Origin of the sequence: Lysinibacillus sphaericus OT4b.31, assembly GCF_000392615.1 — a bacterium.
GTDB classification, from domain to species: domain Bacteria; phylum Bacillota; class Bacilli; order Bacillales_A; family Planococcaceae; genus Lysinibacillus; species Lysinibacillus sphaericus_B.
The window spans coordinates 1-19,592 of sequence record NZ_KB933403.1 but is presented as its reverse complement, the minus strand read 5'-3'; the positions used below and the strand labels follow the sequence as shown (position 1 = coordinate 19,592).

20 protein-coding genes, 1 pseudogene and 1 riboswitch are annotated in these 19,592 nt (G+C 35.8%); of the genes and pseudogenes, 16 read left to right on the top strand and 5 right to left on the bottom strand.

Annotation, left to right across the window (positions count from 1 at the left end; all coding sequences use genetic code 11):
- Positions 1–131: 131 nt before the first annotated feature.
- On the bottom strand, positions 132–1,337 hold the full coding sequence (locus H131_RS19325; protein WP_036132035.1) for an ATP-grasp domain-containing protein: 1,206 nt from the start codon (positions 1,335–1,337) through the stop codon (positions 132–134).
- Positions 1,338–1,488: 151 nt separating this feature from the next.
- Between H131_RS19325 and H131_RS19320 the strand changes: the two genes are divergently transcribed.
- Positions 1,489–2,883, top strand: coding sequence for a Mur ligase family protein (locus H131_RS19320; protein WP_010860809.1), 1,395 nt, complete (start codon positions 1,489–1,491; stop codon positions 2,881–2,883).
- A 228-nt stretch (positions 2,884–3,111) separates the two neighbouring features.
- Positions 3,112–4,497, top strand: coding sequence for a UDP-N-acetylmuramoyl-tripeptide--D-alanyl-D-alanine ligase (locus H131_RS19315; RefSeq protein ID WP_010860808.1), 1,386 nt, complete (start codon positions 3,112–3,114; stop codon positions 4,495–4,497).
- An 83-nt stretch (positions 4,498–4,580) separates the two neighbouring features.
- Here H131_RS19315 and H131_RS19310 read toward each other — a convergent pair whose 3' ends face one another.
- Positions 4,581–5,924 carry a C40 family peptidase gene (locus H131_RS19310; protein WP_010860807.1) on the bottom strand — a complete coding sequence of 448 codons (1,344 nt, stop codon included), beginning with the start codon at positions 5,922–5,924 and terminating at the stop codon, positions 4,581–4,583.
- A 352-nt stretch (positions 5,925–6,276) separates the two neighbouring features.
- Here H131_RS19310 and H131_RS19305 point away from each other — a divergent pair, with 352 nt between their 5' ends.
- Positions 6,277–6,576: a hypothetical protein gene (locus H131_RS19305; protein ID WP_010860806.1), complete on the top strand. Its 300-nt coding sequence runs from the start codon at positions 6,277–6,279 to the stop codon at positions 6,574–6,576.
- A 29-nt stretch (positions 6,577–6,605) separates the two neighbouring features.
- Positions 6,606–6,782, top strand: a riboswitch (cobalamin riboswitch).
- 182 nt (positions 6,783–6,964) lie between these two features.
- Positions 6,965–9,259: a 5-methyltetrahydropteroyltriglutamate--homocysteine S-methyltransferase gene (metE, locus tag H131_RS19300; RefSeq protein ID WP_010860805.1), complete on the top strand. Its 2,295-nt coding sequence runs from the start codon at positions 6,965–6,967 to the stop codon at positions 9,257–9,259.
- A gap of 427 nt (positions 9,260–9,686) precedes the next feature.
- Here metE and H131_RS19295 read toward each other — a convergent pair whose 3' ends face one another.
- The gene (locus H131_RS19295; protein WP_010860804.1) at positions 9,687–10,232 is read right to left on the bottom strand and encodes a hypothetical protein; all 546 of its coding nucleotides are present in this window, start codon (positions 10,230–10,232) and stop codon (positions 9,687–9,689) included.
- A gap of 155 nt (positions 10,233–10,387) precedes the next feature.
- On the opposite strand from H131_RS19295, the gene H131_RS19290 reads away from it, so the two are divergent.
- The 8 genes from H131_RS19290 (at position 10,388) to H131_RS19255 (ending at position 14,667) form a co-directional block, all read left to right on the top strand.
- Positions 10,388–10,651, top strand: a complete 264-nt coding sequence (locus H131_RS19290) for a hypothetical protein (protein ID WP_010860803.1) — start codon at positions 10,388–10,390, stop codon at positions 10,649–10,651.
- Between the two features lie 69 nt (positions 10,652–10,720).
- The gene (locus H131_RS19285; RefSeq protein ID WP_036132029.1) at positions 10,721–11,140 is read left to right on the top strand and encodes a phage holin family protein; all 420 of its coding nucleotides are present in this window, start codon (positions 10,721–10,723) and stop codon (positions 11,138–11,140) included.
- Complete coding sequence (locus H131_RS23205; protein WP_010860801.1) at positions 11,137–11,616, top strand: M15 family metallopeptidase; 480 nt, start codon at positions 11,137–11,139, stop codon at positions 11,614–11,616. Before H131_RS19285 ends, H131_RS23205 begins: the two co-directional genes overlap by 4 nt.
- A gap of 1 nt (position 11,617) precedes the next feature.
- The gene (locus tag H131_RS25555; protein WP_010860800.1) at positions 11,618–11,809 is read left to right on the top strand and encodes a hypothetical protein; all 192 of its coding nucleotides are present in this window, start codon (positions 11,618–11,620) and stop codon (positions 11,807–11,809) included.
- Positions 11,810–12,075: 266 nt separating this feature from the next.
- Complete coding sequence (locus H131_RS19270) at positions 12,076–12,408, top strand: ArsR/SmtB family transcription factor (protein WP_036132026.1); 333 nt, start codon at positions 12,076–12,078, stop codon at positions 12,406–12,408.
- Positions 12,409–12,412: 4 nt separating this feature from the next.
- On the top strand, positions 12,413–12,655 hold the full coding sequence (locus H131_RS19265) for a hypothetical protein (protein WP_010860798.1): 243 nt from the start codon (positions 12,413–12,415) through the stop codon (positions 12,653–12,655).
- Positions 12,656–13,350: 695 nt separating this feature from the next.
- Positions 13,351–13,737, top strand: coding sequence for a hypothetical protein (locus H131_RS19260; protein WP_010860797.1), 387 nt, complete (start codon positions 13,351–13,353; stop codon positions 13,735–13,737).
- A gap of 207 nt (positions 13,738–13,944) precedes the next feature.
- Positions 13,945–14,667, top strand: a complete 723-nt coding sequence (locus tag H131_RS19255; RefSeq protein WP_010860796.1) for a nucleotidyltransferase domain-containing protein — start codon at positions 13,945–13,947, stop codon at positions 14,665–14,667.
- Positions 14,668–14,819: 152 nt separating this feature from the next.
- On the opposite strand, the pseudogene H131_RS19250 reads toward H131_RS19255, so the two are convergent.
- Positions 14,820–16,040: pseudogene (locus H131_RS19250) on the bottom strand (IS110 family RNA-guided transposase).
- A 647-nt stretch (positions 16,041–16,687) separates the two neighbouring features.
- Between H131_RS19250 and H131_RS19240 the strand changes: the two are divergent.
- From H131_RS19240 to H131_RS19220, 4 genes are all read left to right on the top strand, one after another.
- The gene (locus H131_RS19240) at positions 16,688–16,894 is read left to right on the top strand and encodes a hypothetical protein (RefSeq protein WP_010860795.1); all 207 of its coding nucleotides are present in this window, start codon (positions 16,688–16,690) and stop codon (positions 16,892–16,894) included.
- A 750-nt stretch (positions 16,895–17,644) separates the two neighbouring features.
- Complete coding sequence (locus H131_RS19230) at positions 17,645–18,055, top strand: hypothetical protein (protein ID WP_010860793.1); 411 nt, start codon at positions 17,645–17,647, stop codon at positions 18,053–18,055.
- 149 nt (positions 18,056–18,204) lie between these two features.
- Positions 18,205–18,747 carry a cupin domain-containing protein gene (locus H131_RS19225; RefSeq protein ID WP_010860792.1) on the top strand — a complete coding sequence of 181 codons (543 nt, stop codon included), beginning with the start codon at positions 18,205–18,207 and terminating at the stop codon, positions 18,745–18,747.
- A 336-nt stretch (positions 18,748–19,083) separates the two neighbouring features.
- A complete protein-coding gene (locus H131_RS19220) occupies positions 19,084–19,356 on the top strand; it encodes a hypothetical protein (RefSeq protein ID WP_010860791.1) in 273 nt (90 codons plus the stop codon).
- Positions 19,357–19,418: 62 nt separating this feature from the next.
- Here the strand turns inward: H131_RS19220 and H131_RS23950 are convergent.
- On the bottom strand, positions 19,419–19,592 hold a 174-nt coding region (locus H131_RS23950; RefSeq protein WP_010860790.1), incomplete at its 5' end, for an IS3 family transposase.

Sequence of the window (19,592 nt, the reverse complement as noted above, 5' to 3'; positions counted from 1 at the left end):
TCGGGATATTTTTTTAGGGCCCATTCATCAGCTTTTGCGAAAACCAAGATAGAAAAGTACTGGTGAATCAAACGTGTTTGTAGAGGGACTAGGAAGGGAATGGTAGAAGTGAATATAGCCTACTTGCGTATTTAGAGTGCTTTTAGTAGAAATTTGATTTCCCTTGCAGCGGTAGTAGCATTTCTTTTCGCTTCAACTAATGTCTTCCCCTCAGCAATGACATAGGCATAACGATGGCCCATAGATAACGGTGGGGTTAGGATTGTTCCTTTTCTAGGCTTCACATAGACATCCACTACACCTGTTGACTTAGTTGCTCGTGTTTTTCCGATGACTCTCTCTAAAACGCCTCTACTCTCTACAATAACGTATTTTGTAAAGACGAATTTTCTGTGCCTCGGCTTGACATTAGGTTGCTCACCTAAAAATAGTTTAAGTGTTTCTTCCACTAAACTAAAACCAAATGCAGCGAGAAGCATATTATTCATAGCTCCCCCTGAAATTCTAGGATTAATCTCAATAAGCTTCCAACCTTGTGCTGTCAGACGAAGCTCTAAATGCAGTGTGCCATTTTCAATGTTAAATGCTTTGACGATGGAATGGAGCACTTCCTCAATACCGCTTTGAATAGCTCTTGGAACTTCTGCTAATACTCCATAACCGGTAATGATAAAACGTTTACCCTGTGTAATCTCTTGTTCAATAATACCGATAATATGAGCTTGCCGTTTATGAACAAATGCCTCTACTAAATATTGTGGTCCATCAATATATTCTTCTATCATAATTGTTTCACCTGGATTTTTGTTTTGGAGAAAACGCAGATGTGTATGAAGTTGACTTTGATCTACCGCTAATAGTACGTCCTTAGAGCCGGTAGATTTTGGAGATTTCACTATTACTGGATAGTCCATTTCTTTAGTAAATGATTCAGATGGTTTTATAAGATAAAACTCTGGTGAATAAGGTTGATCCTTTAAGAAATTTCTGGTTTTCTCTTTATCTTCCATCATTTCGATGGCTTCAGATGACGTATAGTTGTCACAAAATTCATCACATAAAATGGAAGCAATATGCACATAGGGATCTATAAAACTCACAATTGTTTTAATCTCTAAACCAGTCTTGAATAAATCGTAAATTTTATCTTTCATTTCTTCTATATTTGAAGTGTCGATGAAAATCATTTTATGAATATCTGGATAGGCTTTTCTCTGCTGTAATTGCTTTTCATTGTTTGTGAAAAGTACAGTCAAGTAACCCAATTTCTCTGCTGCTTTTATGGCTTCACGACTTGACCCGGATTTGTTTGTGCCAACAAATATAATCGCTTTCAGTTATATCACTCCTTTAATTGGAACTTGGATTCTTAATATACATTTTATATATATGCGCACAAATGGTTTTCTTCTAGTTATGTATCATGTTTACATCCAAGCAACTTTTGTCGACGTACATATACTAGAAAAGAAAGGAGTGTGAATTGATATGAAGCCTCTTACGGTGAAAAATTTAACAGCGATTATTGCAGGTAAATTAGTTCAAGGGTCGGATGAAGTGCTTATCCACTATGGCGCATATCGACTAAAACAAGTAAAAAAATCAAATACTGCCCTTTTTACAAATAAACGTATTGTAAACTGGAAAAGCCTTGAACCACTTTCTCCTCTAGTGCTCGTTACGGATTGGTCCTATAGTCAAAATGAGATTCCTAAACATGTAATCATTATTAAAGTAGCGAATACTGATGAGGCATACTGGAACTTTGTACATTTTTACCGTAGCCAATTTGATATCCCTATTGTCGCTATTACGGGTACTTCTGGAAAAACAACGACAAAGGAGATGATTAAACATATTCTTTCCGCTGGAAAAAAAGTGACGGCGACTACGCTAAGTAGTAATTCCAGAACAGCCTCTTTGCAGTATTTATTAAGCATTGACGAGGAAACTGATGCAGCCGTTTTTGAAACAGCTGTTGGTTCACCGGGGGATGTCACGATTGCAGGGAAGTATTTCAAGCCGAAAATCGGGATTATTACGAATATAGGCGCGCATCATTTAAATTACTGTAAAACTTTAGAGGGCTATATACGAGCTAAAGCTGAAATGGTGGATATTATTGACCCCACCGGTTCATTAATTCTGAATGCTGAGGATATTAACACACAAAAAATTGATTTGTCGAGATTCCGAGGCCGCATTATTAGAATTGGTAAGGATGCATCCTGTGATTTTAGAGCAAGTAATATTCACTACGGTCAAAATGGTATGCAATTTACGATTCATCACAATATGATGGAGCATGAAATATTTGTCCCTGGATTTGGTGAGCATCAAGTATATAATGCACTAGCAGCTATTGCAGCTGTTTGTGAACTGGGTGTCCCAATTACAGCAGCGGCCATCCAATTGTATACATTCCGGCAATTAAACAAGCAACTACAAAAATTTGAAGGCATTAATCACTCTATATTATTAGACGATACATGGAGCATTACGACGACTTCCTTAGAAGCCGCATTACGGGTTTTAAATTCGCTTGGTGATGGTAAGAAAAAGATAGCGGTGATTGGAACAATTACGGATTTAGGATCCTGGGGATATATTATTCATGAGCAAGCAGGTGAGCTAATCCACCGCATAGGTGTAGATGTGCTCATTACGATAGGGGAGCATGCACGTATAATGGCAGATCATGCCGTTGATTTAGGGTTTAATGAACCCGTTTATACATTTAGGAATGGTATGCTCGCATATAAGTTATTAGAGAAGATTGTGGACGAAAATACCATTGTGCTCATAAAAGGAGATATGTACAGTAAGCAAATGTTCCAATTGGCAGCAGATTTAAAGATAAAGCCATCATTACCCTCTGAATAGAATACACTCGTGATGAGAGAGACCAACTAAGACAACGTGATAAAAACTGTGCCACACAAGGGTAGTCGATAATATTTTATATTATTCTATTAGAAAGGAGCTCCGGAAAGCACATAAAGTATTGTATAAAAAGCTAGTTAATGCTAGTAAGATGGAAGGATTGGTTGTTTACTACCCAATCGTCCAGAAAGCGCATTTCATACGATTATGAGAGGGGGCGAAGATAACTTGCAAAATATAAGTGTGAAGGACATAAGGAAGTTACTGCAAGGTGAACTAGTAAATGGTTCTGAGAATTGGTCTGTTAAACATGCAATTTATTATAATCGGCATGATTTGACACACAGTAATACACTTATGTTTGTGAATAGAAACGATGCAATCAACTGGAAGGAAATAGACAGTAAGGGGCCATCTCTTGTCATTTCCAATAAGTCTTCATCTGAGCTGAAAAATGCACTAGACAATACAACTGTTATACAAGTGAAAAGTATTGTGCAGGCATACTGGAAGTTTATCGAATATTACAGAGGTCTTTTTCAAATCCCTGTCGTAGCTTTAACCGGAACATGTGGGAAAACAACGACGAAAGAAATGATTAAACATATAGCAAGTAAGGACTGGAATGTGCAGGCATCCGTTAGCAGTAAAAATGAGCCACGTCAATCCTTACCCTATTTAACTGGCATCGATGAGACAACAAAAGCAGCTGTATTTGAGTTAGGTTTGGGGAATACAGGCAATATTAAACATCAATGCATGATTTATCAACCTACGATAGGCATTATTACGAATATCGGAGTGCATCATTTAGATGGCTGTAAAAATCTTGAAGGTTACATCAAAGCGAAGGCAGAAATTGTAGAAGGCATTTCACAAGGGGGTACTTTAATCATCAATGGTGATGATGAAAATACAAAAAAGGTACCTTTGCAGTCTTTTAAAGGCAAGATTATTAAGATAGGGGTGCAGCAAAAGGCAGATTACAGAGCTTCTAAAATTCAATTTACGAAGAATGGCATGAAATTTGTACTGCAAGTGGCAGATGAAAAATATAGTGTTTTTGTTCCTGGATACGGCGAACACCAAGTGTACAATGCATTAGCTGCTATTGCTGCCGTAAAAGAAATGGGCATGACCATTAAAAATGCCATTTCTCGTTTAAAGACATATAAGCCAATGGCAAGACACTTAGAATTTTCAACGGGAATTGGTGAATGTACCATTGTCGATGATACATGGACTAATAACCCAACATCTGTTGAAGCGGCCTTAAAGGTTTTAGATACGATAGGAAAAGAGAAAAAAGTAATCCTTGTACTTGGTGATATTAAGCGATTAGGTAATTTCGAAGCGAAGTATCATCGTGAAATTGGTTCGATGGTGGCCGAAAGAAATATTCATACGCTGATTACAATTGGAAAAAGGGCTGAAGATATAGCCAAGCAAGCGAAGGAAGATGGAACAAATGCCGAAGTACTTATTTTTAAAGACGTTACAGGGGTTTTAGATGTGCTCAAGCCAAAACTTGATTCAGACACAATTGTGCTGATTAAGGGTCCTATGTCTAGCCGATCTATGATTGAATTTGCGAATAACTTAAAAGATATATAATAAGGTAGGGAAAGGGGGTGCCTCAAAGTTACTTGAGACACCCCCTTTCTGTTAAAATTAGTTGATTTTTGAAATACTACGATCTAGAGAACTCGACGAGCTGAAACATAGTTTTGTTTCGCCCATGTAGAATTTAGATTTTGTTTCACTATATTGTTAGCGGTCATACTAATATATTGATTGCCTCCAAGATAAATCCCTGTTTGTGTGATTTGCTTCCCACCATTATTAGTAGAGAAGAAAAGTAGGTCACCTTTTTGCAGTTGTGTTTTTTGCACGGCTTTACCAACTAATGCCTGTTTGCTCGCTAGTTTATCCTTTAAATCAATCCCATGCTTTTTAAAGACATAAAAGGTAAACCCTGCACTTGTAAATGTCAGTGAGCTTTCGTTATACGTATAACCGAATTTTGCTTTACCCGTCATACTTGAAGCAGTAGCGATGATTTTATCAGCAGAAGCTGATGGTGCGTTGACAACCGGAGTGGAGTTCTCTGAAAAAACACGTTTTGCTGTAATATAATGCTCAGCATAATAGTCAACGAATAACACTCTTGTCATGACACCATCCGAATTCGGAATGATGATACGATGATCCCCAGCGTAGATGCCTACAAGTGAAGGCGTTTGAGAGCCTTTAACACTATTAAAGAATACGAGATCACCCTTCTTTAAATTGGCACGTGAAACGGTTGTTCCTACCTTCATTTGTTCCTTTAATGTTGTTGTACCAAGATTCACGCCACTTTTTCGATAGACAAAGTCTACAAACCCTGGTGCTGTAAAGCGTAGACTTGCTTCATTATTTGTTGAGCTCATTGTAACTTTGTTTTTATAATTTAGGGCGTTTTCAACAATTTTATCGCCCTTCGTTGCAGGATTAGCTGACAGTAGAGTAGGTAAGACTCTACGCGCAGATACATAATTTTCTGTATAATACGGCTTGCTATTTAAATCAGAAATAACGATATTTTGCTTGGTATCAGCCATATGAATCATTTTATTGTCACCAATGTACATGCCTACATGATCGGGGTCTGTTCCGGTTTTTTTACTCTTAAAGAATAGTAGATCCCCTTTTTGTAATTGATTTCTCGCAACATATGTCCCTTGTTGAATCATATAATTTTCATTATACGTGCCTAGATCTACACCGTTCTTCTCGAAAATGTACATTAAAAATGAAGCACAAGAAAATTTGTAAGGATATGTAGGCTTGTATTCTGTATTGCTGTATGTAGCCTTTCCTATTAAGCTTTTCCCAGTTTGAATTAGTTGGTCCGCTTTCGTTGCAACGGCTTGTGCGTTTTTTTGTGCATTTGTAGTTGCGGCCTCTACTTCTATTGGATGCATAGTAGCTGGAACCATGCCCAATGAGCTAAAACCTAATGTTAATGCTAATGTAGTTGTTAAAAATTGTTTTTTCATGCTGTGTGTTACCTCCTGTAATACTAGCGATTGGAATAATACTGTTGGCTAGTGATTGGAATAATCGTAGCATGAAAAAGTAGCGGTTCTTCTAGGTAAATGTTTCCACGCGCAGCATTGACTAGGCCTTAAAGCTTGATATAAAAGGCTTTATCGTAGGAATTTACAGTTTCATTACAATTGTTTCAGTTACTGTATTATTAGCTGAAATAGGTGCCTATGTTGTTAGTGAATCCTACAAGTTGGTCTATCAAGGCAAATCGCCCCATGTCAGTGAAACTCGGCCTTGTATAGTGCCTGAAGTCGATTACTTTAAATATATTACAGCCCATAAATTAGATGGTTTTAGGGAGTGGTGGATAAAACGGGTGAAGTGACGGATAGACCCCTCAAAGAGGCGGATAGAACTGGCGAAGAGGCGGATAGACTACTCGAAGAGGCGGATAGACTCCTCGAAGAGACGGATAGACTCGCCGAAGAGACGGATAGACTACTCGAAGTGACGGATAGGCTCCTCGAAGTGACGGATAGACTCGCCAAACTGACGGATAGACTTCCCGAAGTGACGGATAGACTCACCAAACTGACGGATAGACTTCCCGAACTGATGGATAGGAACAACACCACTACCGAAATAATTCTACTTTTCTGAAAAATATATGCTATAGTTAGAGCATAATTGAATATTGTGTAAGAATTGGTGCCAAATGAAAGTTTGGCTTAAAAGGGAAGTCGGTGAGAATCCGACGCTGTCCCGCAACTGTAAATCGGAGCAAATCACAAATGCCACTGGGGAACTGGGAAGGCTGTGAGGTGTGGATGAGAAGCCAGGAGACCTGCCAATATCTAGTACACACCAAATAACCTACGTGGAAATAGGTGGTGAGATGTGACCGTATCGGCACTGTGCGAAAACGAAAGAAATAGTACGATGTTAGGATGAATTTCGTATCGTTTCGTTCTAGTTAATTTCGACGTACAATAAACCATTTTCCGAATAGGACAATGGCTTTTTTTATTTTACAAAAGGAGAGAGAGACATGACATATACAACTACAGCAATAGGTTACCCATATATTGGGGAAGACCGCGAATGGAAAAAAACATTAGAGGCATTTTGGAGAAATGAGCTTTCAGAGGAGAACTTTTTACAGAAATTAAAGGAAATTCGCTTAGGGCGAATCGACAAGCAGCTTCGTGCTGGCTTAGATATCGTAAGCGTAGGTGATTTCACCTATTATGATAGGATGCTCGATACCGCGATGATGTTTGGTTTAGTACCCAAACGCTTTAACTGGCAAGGGGATGAAGTAGATTTACAAACCTATTACAGTGCGGCTCGTGGTAACGATCACGCAGTAGCGTGTGAAATGACGAAATGGTTTAATACGAACTATCATTACATTGTGCCTGAATTCGAGGGACAAACATTACAGCTGACAGAAAATAAAATTCTCGCTGCTTTCTTAGAAGCGAAAGAAGCGTTTGGCATTACAGCGAAGCCAACGCTGATTGGGCCGTATACATTTTGTAAGCTGACAAAGGGCTATGACAAAATTACAGAGGCTTCATTTATTTTAGCACTACTACCACTTTATACGCAGGTTATCCAAGAGCTAATAGATGCTGGCGCCGATTGGATTCAATTAGAAGAACCATCACTTGTCACAACACTAGATGATGCTGAGATAATGCTCGTTCAGGAAATTTATACACAATTAACCGCATCTGTACCAGGTGCAAATATTATGCTACAAACTTATTTTGAATCGTTATCCGCATATGAAGATATAGTAGCGCTTCCTGTCAAAGGGATTGGTTTAGACTTTGTACATGGCTACGATAATAATATGGAGGCACTGCGTCAATATGGTTTCCCGCAGGATAAAGTTTTAGCTGTAGGTGTTATTAATGGTCGGGATATTTGGCGGGCAAATTTAGCAGAGGTTAGCACAACAGTAAAGGCGATTGAACAGCTGAGCCATGTCAAGGATTTTTGGATTCAGTCCTCTTGTAGCTTACAGCATGTGCCTATCACTACGGCACTTGAGACAAAGCTTGAACCCGTTGTAAAAAATGCACTTGCCTTTGCCGATGAGAAATTACTAGAAATTACGGAAGTGACAAAATATTTAAAGGAAAAAAATCATGCCACGAATCAAACAATTTCAGAGAGCATGAAGGCGATTGAAGCTTTAAAAAATCATCCAGTACGTAATAATAGTGCGATTCAAAAGGCTGTCCAAGCTGTGTCCTCGCAGGATTTTGAACGCCAGCATGATTTTAAAGCTCGCCAAATGATTCAGCAAGCCAAATTACAGCTCCCTTTATTCCCAACGACAACAATTGGTAGCTTCCCACAATCAGATGAGGTCAAACGTACGCGTAGCGCATGGCGTAAGAAACAGTTATCAGATGAAGAGTATGCAGCATTTGTTGCACAAGAAACGAAGCGATGGATTGCTATTCAAGAAGAGTTGGATCTCGATGTACTGGTACATGGTGAATTCGAACGTACAGATATGGTGGAATACTTTGGTGAAAAGCTAACAGGCTTTGCTTTTACGGCAAAGGCATGGGTCGTATCTTATGGCTCTCGTTGTGTAAAGCCACCGATTATTTACGGAGATGTTGCGTGGGAAACACCGATGACTGTGAAAGAAACAGTGTATGCTCAAAGTTTAACAGAGCGATACGTAAAGGGAATGCTAACTGGTCCCGTAACAATTTTAAATTGGTCCTTTGTACGGAATGATATTTCACGAGAAGATGTGACTTATCAAATTGCATTGGCCCTTCGAAAAGAGGTCGAGGCGCTTGAAACAGCAGGCATTGCAATCATTCAAGTTGATGAGCCTGCTTTGCGAGAAGGCTTACCACTGCGTAAAGAACATTGGGGCAGCTATTTGCAATGGACAGTCAATGCCTTTAAGCTGGCAACAGCAAGCGTAAAAGATGACACACAAATTCATACACATATGTGCTACTGTGAGTTTAATGATTTTATCGAGCCAATAAGTGCGCTCGATGCGGACGTCATATCCATTGAAACGTCTCGTAGTCATGGAGAGCTGATTTCTTCCCTTCAAGTAAATCCCTATGAAAAAGGTATTGGACTGGGTGTCTATGATATTCATAGTCCACGCGTACCAAGTGAAGATGAAATGTTGAACATTATGCAGGATAGCTTACAGGTATTATCAAAAAACCAATTTTGGGTTAATCCAGATTGTGGCTTGAAGACAAGGAAAGAGCCCGAGACTGTAGAGGCGCTAGCATATATGGTAGCCGCTGCAAAAAAACTGCGCCAACAAGTGCAACAATCGACGTATTAATATGAAAACTTGACTTCCTAGGGGGTCAAGTTTTTCTTTATATTTTTGGAATATTAAATAGGATATGAAAAACTGAAATTATATTTACCAAAAATCAACTTTGACAACTTACTCTTTTGGGTAGGTTATATTATATTGCCCTCCTTGATTATCTATGGAAGGTAGGTGTTATGAGTTTAATCATTTAAGTGGATTTGAGTGAAAAGAAATTACATTACAAATTGTTTCACAGGGGGACAATGACTATTAAGACGTTCAAATAAGAACCGATGTGTTATTAAAAGAACAAGAAAAATAAAAAGCTACTGAAAGACGTGATTGTGAAATGTTTAAATTTGAAATTGATTACGCTGAGGGTGATGAAGTAGCCCTACACACGAGGTAACATGTAAGGCTTCTTCGATTAAATTAATTTAAAAATATCCGTTCATTCTACATCTCCAAAAAGATTCAAACTATACTTTTCTGAAAGAGATTTAATATTATCCCATGATTTATCTAGTTCACGTAAAGAATGCTCATACTCTTCTTTAGCGTTTTGTATATTACCTTGATTTGTTGCATCGACTAAACTGGTAGTTGGGGTGTAATGAGAGAGTTTTTTTGTTTCAAAATCATCTATTGCATCAAAGACTTCTTTTTCTTCTGGCGAGCTTGTTTTAGGATTGAAATCTATTTTGATATCTGAATAATTTGTTGCATCTTCATAGAATACTAGCTGTTGTGCAAGAGATTCTTTTATTTCATCACTAGAATTTAGCCATGAATGTGATTGTGATTCATGTAAATTAATCAAACTAATAATATTATTTTCTTCTATGTTTTTATATTCCCTTTCTACTTTAATATAGTCTTTTAAATCAGCGACAAATTGTTCATCGAAACCTGTATCATTTTCTTTACTACAAGCAGATAATAGTAAGATAGAGAGTAAATTTATTAATAGTAGTATTCCTATTTTATTACATTTCATATTGTATTCCTCCTAAAGCTTATACTTCTTTATATGGTAACATAGTAATAAAATTGAAAAAAGCGTTGTTTATAATTCGTTTAAACAGTGGAAAGGAGAATGTTAATGGGTAGGGTAAATAAAGTGAGGTTTTCTCAAACTATGGAAAAGATATAATGAATATAGTTAACTTTTTTACAAATAATCTAAAAGAAGCTTATGAATTTGCACATTACTTATTCCTTACTAAAGGCATAGATAACGTTAAAGTAGAACAAATTAACGGTGATTGCTACGTGCGATTTACTATGGAATATGGTGATGGATATAGTGATGAATTAGGTAAACAAATATGGAATATAGTAGAGCAATTCAATCTTGAAAGTTTAGTTTTTTATGGTGTGTATTGGGACGTTGTACGGGGATATATAACTGAGTAAAATTTTAAACATTACGCCTTCCACAATCATCTGTGGAGGGCTTTTATTATGCTAAAAAGAAGGTGTCAAATGAAAACAGATACATTATATACATCACTTGTAGGCGGCTCAATGGCATGGGGCACTTATTTTGTTGGCGGCATTGACCATTTAATAAAAGCGTTAGTTATATTCATGACTATCGACTATGTACTAGGATTTATGGTTAGTTTAGTCTTCAAGAAAACTGAAAGTAAAAAGATGTTTAAGGGGTTAATCATAAAGACAGCAATGTGTTTAATGGTTATTGCTGCAGTGCAATTAGATTTAGCAACCGAGAGCGGTAACTTTATGCGTAATGCCATGGTTCTTTTCCTTATTGGCATGGAAGGTATCAGTATGATTGAGAATCTAGGTAAGTTAGGAATCAAAGTGCCAAAGTTTTTAACAAATGCTTTTACGCAACTTCAAATCGACAATGATGACAAACCAAAGGATGATGTGAAATGACAAGTGTAACAACTACATGTCGAGACTTAGCCGAACTATTACAACCTGCACAAACAGCCTGTCGATTGCTATTTCAGGAGTGTTACAAGGCGGGCATTAGGAACATCTTCATTACTGAAACATATCGGTCACAGGAACGCCAAAAATATCTATACGCACAAGGACGCACTCGACCAGGGCAGATTGTTACTGGGACGTTAAATAGCAATCATAAATCACGTCTAGCATGGGACATTGCTGTAGGCCCTCCACAAACTTTATATGATGTGACTACTTTAAATAAAGCCGGTGCCATTGCTAAAAAATTAGGCATTGAGTGGGGAGGTACATGGACAAACGCTATTGACCGTCCCCACTTTGAAGTAAAAGCTAATTGGTTAATGCCGAAGAGTTACAAATTGGAAGGACAAGTAATTGTACCAAGCAACAGCAAAAAAAGTTCAATTAATTGTGGAAGACAAAAAGGAGGAAATTAAAGTGACAAATACAACAAGGAATCCAGGTTCGCCAGCTATGAAAACTGAGACAGAAAACTTTATTGCACAGGCTGTTAAGGATGGGATTATTCAGGAATCGCATTTGAAGGATTTACAGAATGGTGTGATGACTACGGATCGTTTGATTGGATTGCAAATAACTATTCAGCAACGTAGAAATAATAAAAAATAGTTAAAATCAGTACAGTACTTGCTAAATTTAATCATAAAAATACTAAAGCCTAGGACTCAATTAATTTTGAGCCTGGGCTTTTTTTCTTTATAGTTTTGACCCTTTTCTATAAAACTAAAATAAATAACAACCAACAAAAAGCAGAAAATATAAGTTAAGAAAATTTTTACGTAAAAGGGTTTTACTTAAGTCAGACTTAGAAAAAATTGTTCAAAAACCTCGCTGTAACTTGACAAAAAACACCATATGTAATAAAATTATTACATATGAAACATATTGATAACGGGAATGAATTACTTTTGTTTTTGGAAGCTTTATCTAATCCTCAAAGGTTAAGAATTATTAGCATTTTGTCTAATGGTAAACAATATGTTAGTCAACTTGCCCGAGAACTGGGTATAAGCAGACCACTCTTATATCTTCATTTACAAAAGCTTGAAGAAGCAAATCTCGTTTCAAGTGATATGGAATTATTAGAGAGTGGTAAAGCTGCGAAATACTATATGCTAAATTCGTTCAATTTTTTACTTAATGAGGAGCTCATTACTAGGTTAGAACCAACGCTTACTATGAAAAAAAATAAGAAAATGGAGGAATAAATTAATGTTTAACGGTGTATCCGGAGTGAACTTTGGAGATATAATAGCAACAATTATTATATTAGGATTGATAGCAATTCCCTTTATTCTAGTAATTTTTATTTATAAAGCATATAAGAAGAATATGAAGCGTGCAGAGGAAAGACTAAACGTAGAAAAACAGCAAGCTTTTGTTTTACAAAAACGAGTAGATGAATTAAATGAACGAGTAATTAAAATTGAAAATTTGCTAAAAGAAATAGATTAATATATTACGATAAACAACTTTTGGTTTAATAAGTAAGAGCGAAAAAAGTCGATGACTCGAATGAAATTTCGTCCACGTCAACGCTCTTATTTAAAAATGTACTTTTCAGTGAACTTACCAAAGTAAGACAAATAAAGTGACCCTTTAAAATTAGATACGGTTATTTCATTAGGCTGAGTTCGATTTTCTATCGGACTTAGTTTTAATTTTGCCTGCATCCGTTGCGTGTTGTAATGATATGTTTTTTTAGTACTTTTTTAAGTTGCTCTATACTTTCAAATCCCTTCAATATATAGGAATTTGGATTTTAAAGAAATTCCCAGCACAAGTTGTCGTGACAGTTGCCTTTACGAGACATATATCTACATAGTTCCACTTGATTGAAACCATTTACAATATTTCTCCATCTAATTGTACCAGCCTTAATCTTAATTCACTCAGCTTAAAATATCTGTATCGGCAGTTCTTAATTTTTCGCTTAAATACCTCTAAATAACTTTCTTGCATTATAAATTTAGTCATAAAAAAACCACATCCCCAATAGTTAGATTTCATCTAATAATTGAGATGCAGTTAATTTTTAAAAACATTAGAAAATTTTATAGATAGACAGATTTATATGTTATTCTGTATAAGAATTTGTTGTATATTTTATAATCTCGCCGCTAACAGATGTAATCTTAATATTCGTACGCATGGTAAATGCTTCTGACCAACCAATAGGGAAACCATCAATTGCAATGCCGGCAACTTTTGTAAATGAATATTTTGATTGGACAGATTTAGCATTGTTTGTTACAGGATCATATTTTTCATTAGTAAGTGAAAAGCCTTCTGATGGTGGCCGGCTATTATTGACAAATCAACGATTAATTTTTTACGCCCATGCTCTTAATATAAATCCTAATTTATATTGGGAATTAAGTTTAGGCAGGGTAGATCGAACTGAACTCGGTTTAAATCTTCTTATTACACAAAGAGTTCATATTTTTGATAGAGAAGAAAATAATACTACATTTGTTGTGTATGGTGGGAAACACTGGCTAAATGAAATGGGTCATGCCTTAAACAAGATTAAATAGAAAACACAATATAAGAAGTGACCATGGTGTTAAGAGATAATAAAGTTGTTTAATATACAATAAAGTCCTTTGAAAAATAATAAAGTTGTTAAATTTTTATTGAACTAACGAGGCAGATTACTTTAATAAGGTAAAAGTAAGAGGATTACTGAGGCTAAGTAACGAATACTGGGTTAGTAGGAATTCAAATAGAATGAGGCGAAGTAAATGGGTAATACTAAAAAGTTAAATCCAATAGAGGCAGCTAAAAGATTTATTAATAAGAGCTTCCCAAACTGTCAGGGAGCTGTATTGGCTGGAAGTGTTGTTAGAGGTGAGGAAACAGATACCTCTGACCTTGATATTGTCGTTTTTGAAAAAAGTATAACCTCGTCGTACAGGGAGTCATTGATAGATTTTGGTTGGCCAATAGAGATTTTCGTCCATAATCTAACTTCTTATAAACATTTTTTCGAAATGGATTATAAAGATGCTAAGCCTTCTATGCAAAGAATGTTATTAGAAGGGATTATATTAAAAGATGAAGGAATTATAGACTCTATTAAAGAAGAAGCTAAAGAGATATTGGATAAGGGTCCTGAAAGATGGACAGAAGAAATAATTACGACAAAGCGATATTTTTTAACTGATGTCCTAGATGATTTTATAGGTTGTAATAATCGAGCCGAAGAAATATTTATAGCTAACACATTAGCTGAGCTTATTCATGAATTTGTGCTAAGAACTAATGGTTGTTGGATAGGTTCTTCAAAATGGGTTGTTCGTGCTTTGAAGCATTACGATGTAAAATTTACCGAAGAATTCATTGAAGCCTTTGATACTTTTTATAAAACGGGTGAGAAAAGAAAAGTTGTTCAACTAAGTAAAATGGTTTTGGAACCATTCGGCGGTCGACTATTTGAAGGGTTTTCTTTAGGGAAAAAACCTTAATCATAAAACATCTTCTTAAGCTAAACCAGCTAATAGATTATCAATAAAATCTTTTAAATTAAATAACACTTCATGCTATACTAAAAAGCGCAACTCAAATAACCCTCCGAATTCAATTTGGAAGGTTTTTGTTGTATTTGAAAATGCTGTTACTATATAGTTTCTTGGAATGGTGTTTTCGTTTTTAACATGGCATAAATCCAGTGTAAAAGCTTATTAGCACAAGCAATTATAGCTGCTTTATATGGTCGTTTTAAATCATAGAAAGCTCGTAATCGCTTATTTCGTGCTAAAGTTTCAGGTGTTGTTTTCTTTTTCCGACTATCTCGAATAGAACAACGAACAGCTGTATAAAGCATGTGACGAAGCCTAGCTGAGCCACGTTTAGTAATGTGATTTTTCGTACTTTTAAAGCGTCCTGATTCAAATACACTTGGATCTAGTCCCGCAAAAGCCACTAACTTTTTTGGATGATTAAACCGACCAATTTCTCCGATTTCTGAAATAATCGTGGCAGCGATTTTTTCACCTATACCGGGAATTGATTGGAGTAATTCATATTCTTCAAGTTGTGCCGCTAACTCATCAATCTCACGCTCCAACGTAGAAAGTTATTGGTGGTACACTTGAAATAAATCAATATACATATTCAAACTGACTAGAAGACTTTGATAAAGCGTTGATTGAAATGGATTGCGTTCTGCAGCTCCGATTAATTTTTCCGATCTTTCGAGCGCCCAATTAAACGAACGTGCTTTGCAATGTGTATCAATGAATTGTGCGATCTCTTCAACACCTGCTTTTTTGACTGATTCAGAAGTAGGGTAGGCTTGTAAAGTTTTTATGGAAATCTCAGCGTATAAATCGCCAAAAACTCCTTTGTACTCAGGGAATATTTGATCTAATACGGCTTGAAATTGAAGCTTAGTTTGAATCATAATACCCGTCATATTTTCATGTTGCCTTGTTAGATGCCGAAGGTTTAATAACTGAACACCACGCTTTTTCTGAGGCTCTAAATCCTCTTTGTAATACAGTTCGCCTAAGTGATAATCATCAATGGCATCTGTTTTGGTTTTTCGTAAGTTAGAACTTTTTGCTCGGTAAGATACTAGTGGATTTACGATAATAGCAATGTACTCTCTTGCTTCTAAAAACTGAACAACTGGGGCATGATAGTGTCCTGTTGACTCCAAAACAACAGGTGGTTTCATCCCTGTTTGACGCTCTAAATCTATTAAATAAGAGTGTAACTCTTCTAGCCCCTCCACCGTATGTTCAACTTTCACACTATTATAGGGCCTTTTTTTATCCAAGAACATTTGAATTTGACTTTCACCTTTTGCGACATCCAGACCTACAACTGGATTCATAAATTATCTCCTCCTTATGAAGTAGATTGACCAGCAACCTCTATCTAGCTTGTTATTCATATCTTCGCTTGTTATACGGGATCACTATGTTCCAACCAGCCTAATCATGTGTTAACAGGTAGAGGGCGAACAGTTTAGTTATCGGGATCAAGTCCCACGGGTGCTTCCGTTCTACTCCGGCTACTATCAATCTATAAATTGAATAAAAAATAGTCAACCAGATTTCTCCGGTTGACCTTATAATACGAACGGGGTGCTTTAGTGGAATAAGGGGTCTGGCCATATTTATGCGGATTTACAACGTTAAGGAAAGAATTGTTACCAAACGGCGCTTTGGGAAGCTTAATAACATTGAGAAAACAATCCAAAAATTGGTATAATAAACAATATATCAAAAAAAGTTGGTGTAACGAATGCTGAAAAAAATATTATTTTCAATAACATTTGCACTTATTGTAATGATTTCTGTTTTTATCATAAATAGAATTTTACCTAATAAAGATATACGATTTATTTTAATTGGCATTAGTATTACGATTATTCTCGGGTTTTCTCAATACTTAAGTGAAAAATGGTTTGCTAATAAAGAATAAAATTAGTTTTCACCTTTTATCCTATATCACATAATCCGTAGAATAATTTTTACAATGAATATTTATAAGATTTATATTAAAAAACCGTTCCCAAATGAAAGTTTGGGCGCACATGAAAAAGCCACGAATATTGTGAAATCAACGTTCGTGGCTTTTCTTATGAACATTGTTTATGCGTTGTATTATGCACTTTTGTTAAAAGTCAGTCATGGCAAAGGTTTTGAAGCATTTGAAGTGATGTTGCACCATCGTCTTAGATGAGGCTAGTCAAATTTATTCGGATTTACAACGATAAGACTTCAATTTTTATACAACATTTTATTGTACTAACGGAGCAGTTTAGCGGAACAAGGAAATTGATTTCATTTGTAGAAGTCATGAAGGGGGGATTGGTGTAATGGATAATAATATTTTGATGTTCACAATACTCATTTTATTTCAGTTGGCAGTCGTTAGTATAGTTTTGTCTATTTTTTCCTCAGTCTTTGTGAAAAGCAGAAAGAAAGGATTTGTGTTTTTAACAATCTATATTTTACAAAGTATATACAGTCTTTATGATGTATATAAATACTCTGCGATATTGGGTAGTAGTATGTTAATAATCTACATTAGCTTAGGAGTAGTAACTTATTTTGTTATTAAAAAGAGACTCTCAAATGGAACAGAAATTTAGATTCTTCAACTAACAAAATGTAAGGTTCAGTATTTAGAGAAAACTAACACAGGCTCTCTAAGAACAGTATCATTTAAAAGGTTTAATTTTGATAAAGTTCGAGAAGTAGTAAACAAATAACCAGGCGCTCATTTTAAAGTGAGTACCTGGTCTTTTTTGTTTGTTTACAAGAAAACAGAGTAAATAAAATAGCCACTCTGTTGAGTGACTAAATTTACTTCATTTCAATCATTATGGACACTAATTTGAGTAGCATTCATAGCACCAGTCATTCCTACTACATTGTTAACACCTAAGTCGGGTGCCAACGAGAGACAGCTAACGAAGCTAGTAACGACGTGGTTTCGGAGCAATTTACAGAAAACCAATCATCTAAATCTTTTAATCTTTCTTCTTTTAAAACAAGCACTTTACAGCAAGTATATATAGATGCTCACGCTGAAAAAGAAGCTTGTAAGGAATACATGAATGAGTACCAACAAATGCTGTTCGATTTCATGAATAGCTTGCCATTAGCAGATAACTTAAAAGATGAATTGCACAAGGTTGTATTGGCTACTCAGGTTAATAGTGCACCTGACTTCATAAAAGCTAAGAACGTACTATTCAAAATTGCTATGGATATTAAAGAAGGTGTACTGACAGTTGCTAGTACATTAAGAGCCGTAGTTGTAGGGGCATATAGTAAGGCTGTAGAGCGTTCTAGTATGAAGTTTAGTAAATTCATCATATATAGAAGAAACAACTAATAGAGAGCGTTCAGTACCTTTCTATAACTGGTTAGAGGTAAGGGATAGCTTTTAGAAAACCTTATTTTCACCATTCATTTTAAAGGTAAACACATCCCTTCAACAAATTGCATAATATGATTTTATAATGTGCGAGAGGATTGAGGTAAATGTATTACCCTTATTATGGCAATGCTCAGATGTATAATTATAGTTATCAACCTGTGTATTGGACCTATCCCAATCAGGTAGAGCACATGGGGAGAAATCCTTATTTTCAGGAAGCAAACATACTAAAGGATTATGGACCTAACCCCTTTGTTATTGATATTGAAAAGATAACTAAACAAAACAATAATTATCGTACAGCGTTGTGGACAGGATCGAATTTACAAGTTACTGTAATGAGTCTAGAAGTAGGCGAAGATATTGGTTTGGAAGTGCATCCTAATGTTGATCAGTTTTTACGTATAGAACAAGGTCAGGGAATTGTTCAGATGGGGCCAAGCAAAGACAATTTAAACTTCCAAAGGAACATCTATGAAGATTTTGCGATAATGGTCCCTGCAGGAACATGGCATAACGTAACGAATACAGGGAACGAACCATTAAAACTTTATTCGATATATGCTCCTCCTAACCATCCATTCGGTACAGTACATGTAACGAAAGCTGATGCAGCAGCTGAAGAAATAGGCCATGGTAATGGATAAATGAAGGATTAGAGGGTTTAGTTGAACAAATTTAAACAAGACCACTCCGGTGATGGGTGGTCATTTTTTGTATATGTCACAACAATAAATGGAAATAAATATCCAAATGGGTCTGATTTGAGGTATTATTAAACTAACGGCGCAGGTTAGTTGAAGAACGTCCCTGTTATACATTAGATATTTAGATTAGAAAATTGGAAGTGATAATAGAAAATGATAAAAATAAATGTAACATACGTATTGATTTATAGGGAAGATGAGAAAAAATATTGATGGTAAATAACCAAGGTGGGAGTAGATTCCTTCCTGTGAATTAGTTAAATGGGGGAGTTTGTAATGAAAACAATTATGCAGGCATTTTTTTGTTCGCTGTTTATACATATAGTATATTTTTTCAGTACCTATGGATGGGCATATATTAAAACGAAATTCGATAAGCCTGATATATTGGGGGGATATGTAGCTACAAGTCATACCGATGTGATGTTCGTTTTTGTAGGTTCCCCAGTAGTTTTTTTAGGCACCTCGTTTTTTGGCATAGCAATAGTATGTGGCTTCATTATCATATTAACTAAAAAATATTATAAGATAATGGGGTGCTTTAATTAAATAATCCATAACAAGACCACTCCGTGATGAAGTGAACCCAAAAAGTTAGACACTTTATTTAGTTAAGAAGCTTGTAGGGATTGAGTTCGATATTGTACTGGACTTAATCCTTTTAATTTTGCCTTAATTCGTTTGTGGTTGTAGTATTCAATATATTGTTCAAGCTCTCGCTTGAAGTGTTCCATGTTTTCAAACTCTTGTAAGTAAAGTAATTCTGATTTTAAGAGACCGAAGAA

Coding starts and splice junctions, on each gene's coding strand:
- H131_RS19320 (WP_010860809.1), top strand. CDS start 1,489: ATGAAGCCTCTTACGGTGAAAAATTTAACAGCGATTATTGCAGGTAAA.
- H131_RS19310 (WP_010860807.1), bottom strand. CDS start 5,924: ATGAAAAAACAATTTTTAACAACTACATTAGCATTAACATTAGGTTTT.
- metE (WP_010860805.1), top strand. CDS start 6,965: ATGACATATACAACTACAGCAATAGGTTACCCATATATTGGGGAAGAC.
- H131_RS19295 (WP_010860804.1), bottom strand. CDS start 10,232: ATGAAATGTAATAAAATAGGAATACTACTATTAATAAATTTACTCTCT.
- H131_RS19290 (WP_010860803.1), top strand. CDS start 10,388: ATGAATATAGTTAACTTTTTTACAAATAATCTAAAAGAAGCTTATGAA.
- H131_RS19285 (WP_036132029.1), top strand. CDS start 10,721: ATGAAAACAGATACATTATATACATCACTTGTAGGCGGCTCAATGGCA.
- H131_RS23205 (WP_010860801.1), top strand. CDS start 11,137: ATGACAAGTGTAACAACTACATGTCGAGACTTAGCCGAACTATTACAA.
- H131_RS19270 (WP_036132026.1), top strand. CDS start 12,076: ATGAAACATATTGATAACGGGAATGAATTACTTTTGTTTTTGGAAGCT.
- H131_RS19265 (WP_010860798.1), top strand. CDS start 12,413: ATGTTTAACGGTGTATCCGGAGTGAACTTTGGAGATATAATAGCAACA.
- H131_RS19260 (WP_010860797.1), top strand. CDS start 13,351: ATGGTAAATGCTTCTGACCAACCAATAGGGAAACCATCAATTGCAATG.
- H131_RS19255 (WP_010860796.1), top strand. CDS start 13,945: ATGGGTAATACTAAAAAGTTAAATCCAATAGAGGCAGCTAAAAGATTT.
- H131_RS19240 (WP_010860795.1), top strand. CDS start 16,688: ATGAATATTTATAAGATTTATATTAAAAAACCGTTCCCAAATGAAAGT.
- H131_RS19225 (WP_010860792.1), top strand. CDS start 18,205: ATGTATTACCCTTATTATGGCAATGCTCAGATGTATAATTATAGTTAT.
- H131_RS19220 (WP_010860791.1), top strand. CDS start 19,084: ATGAAAACAATTATGCAGGCATTTTTTTGTTCGCTGTTTATACATATA.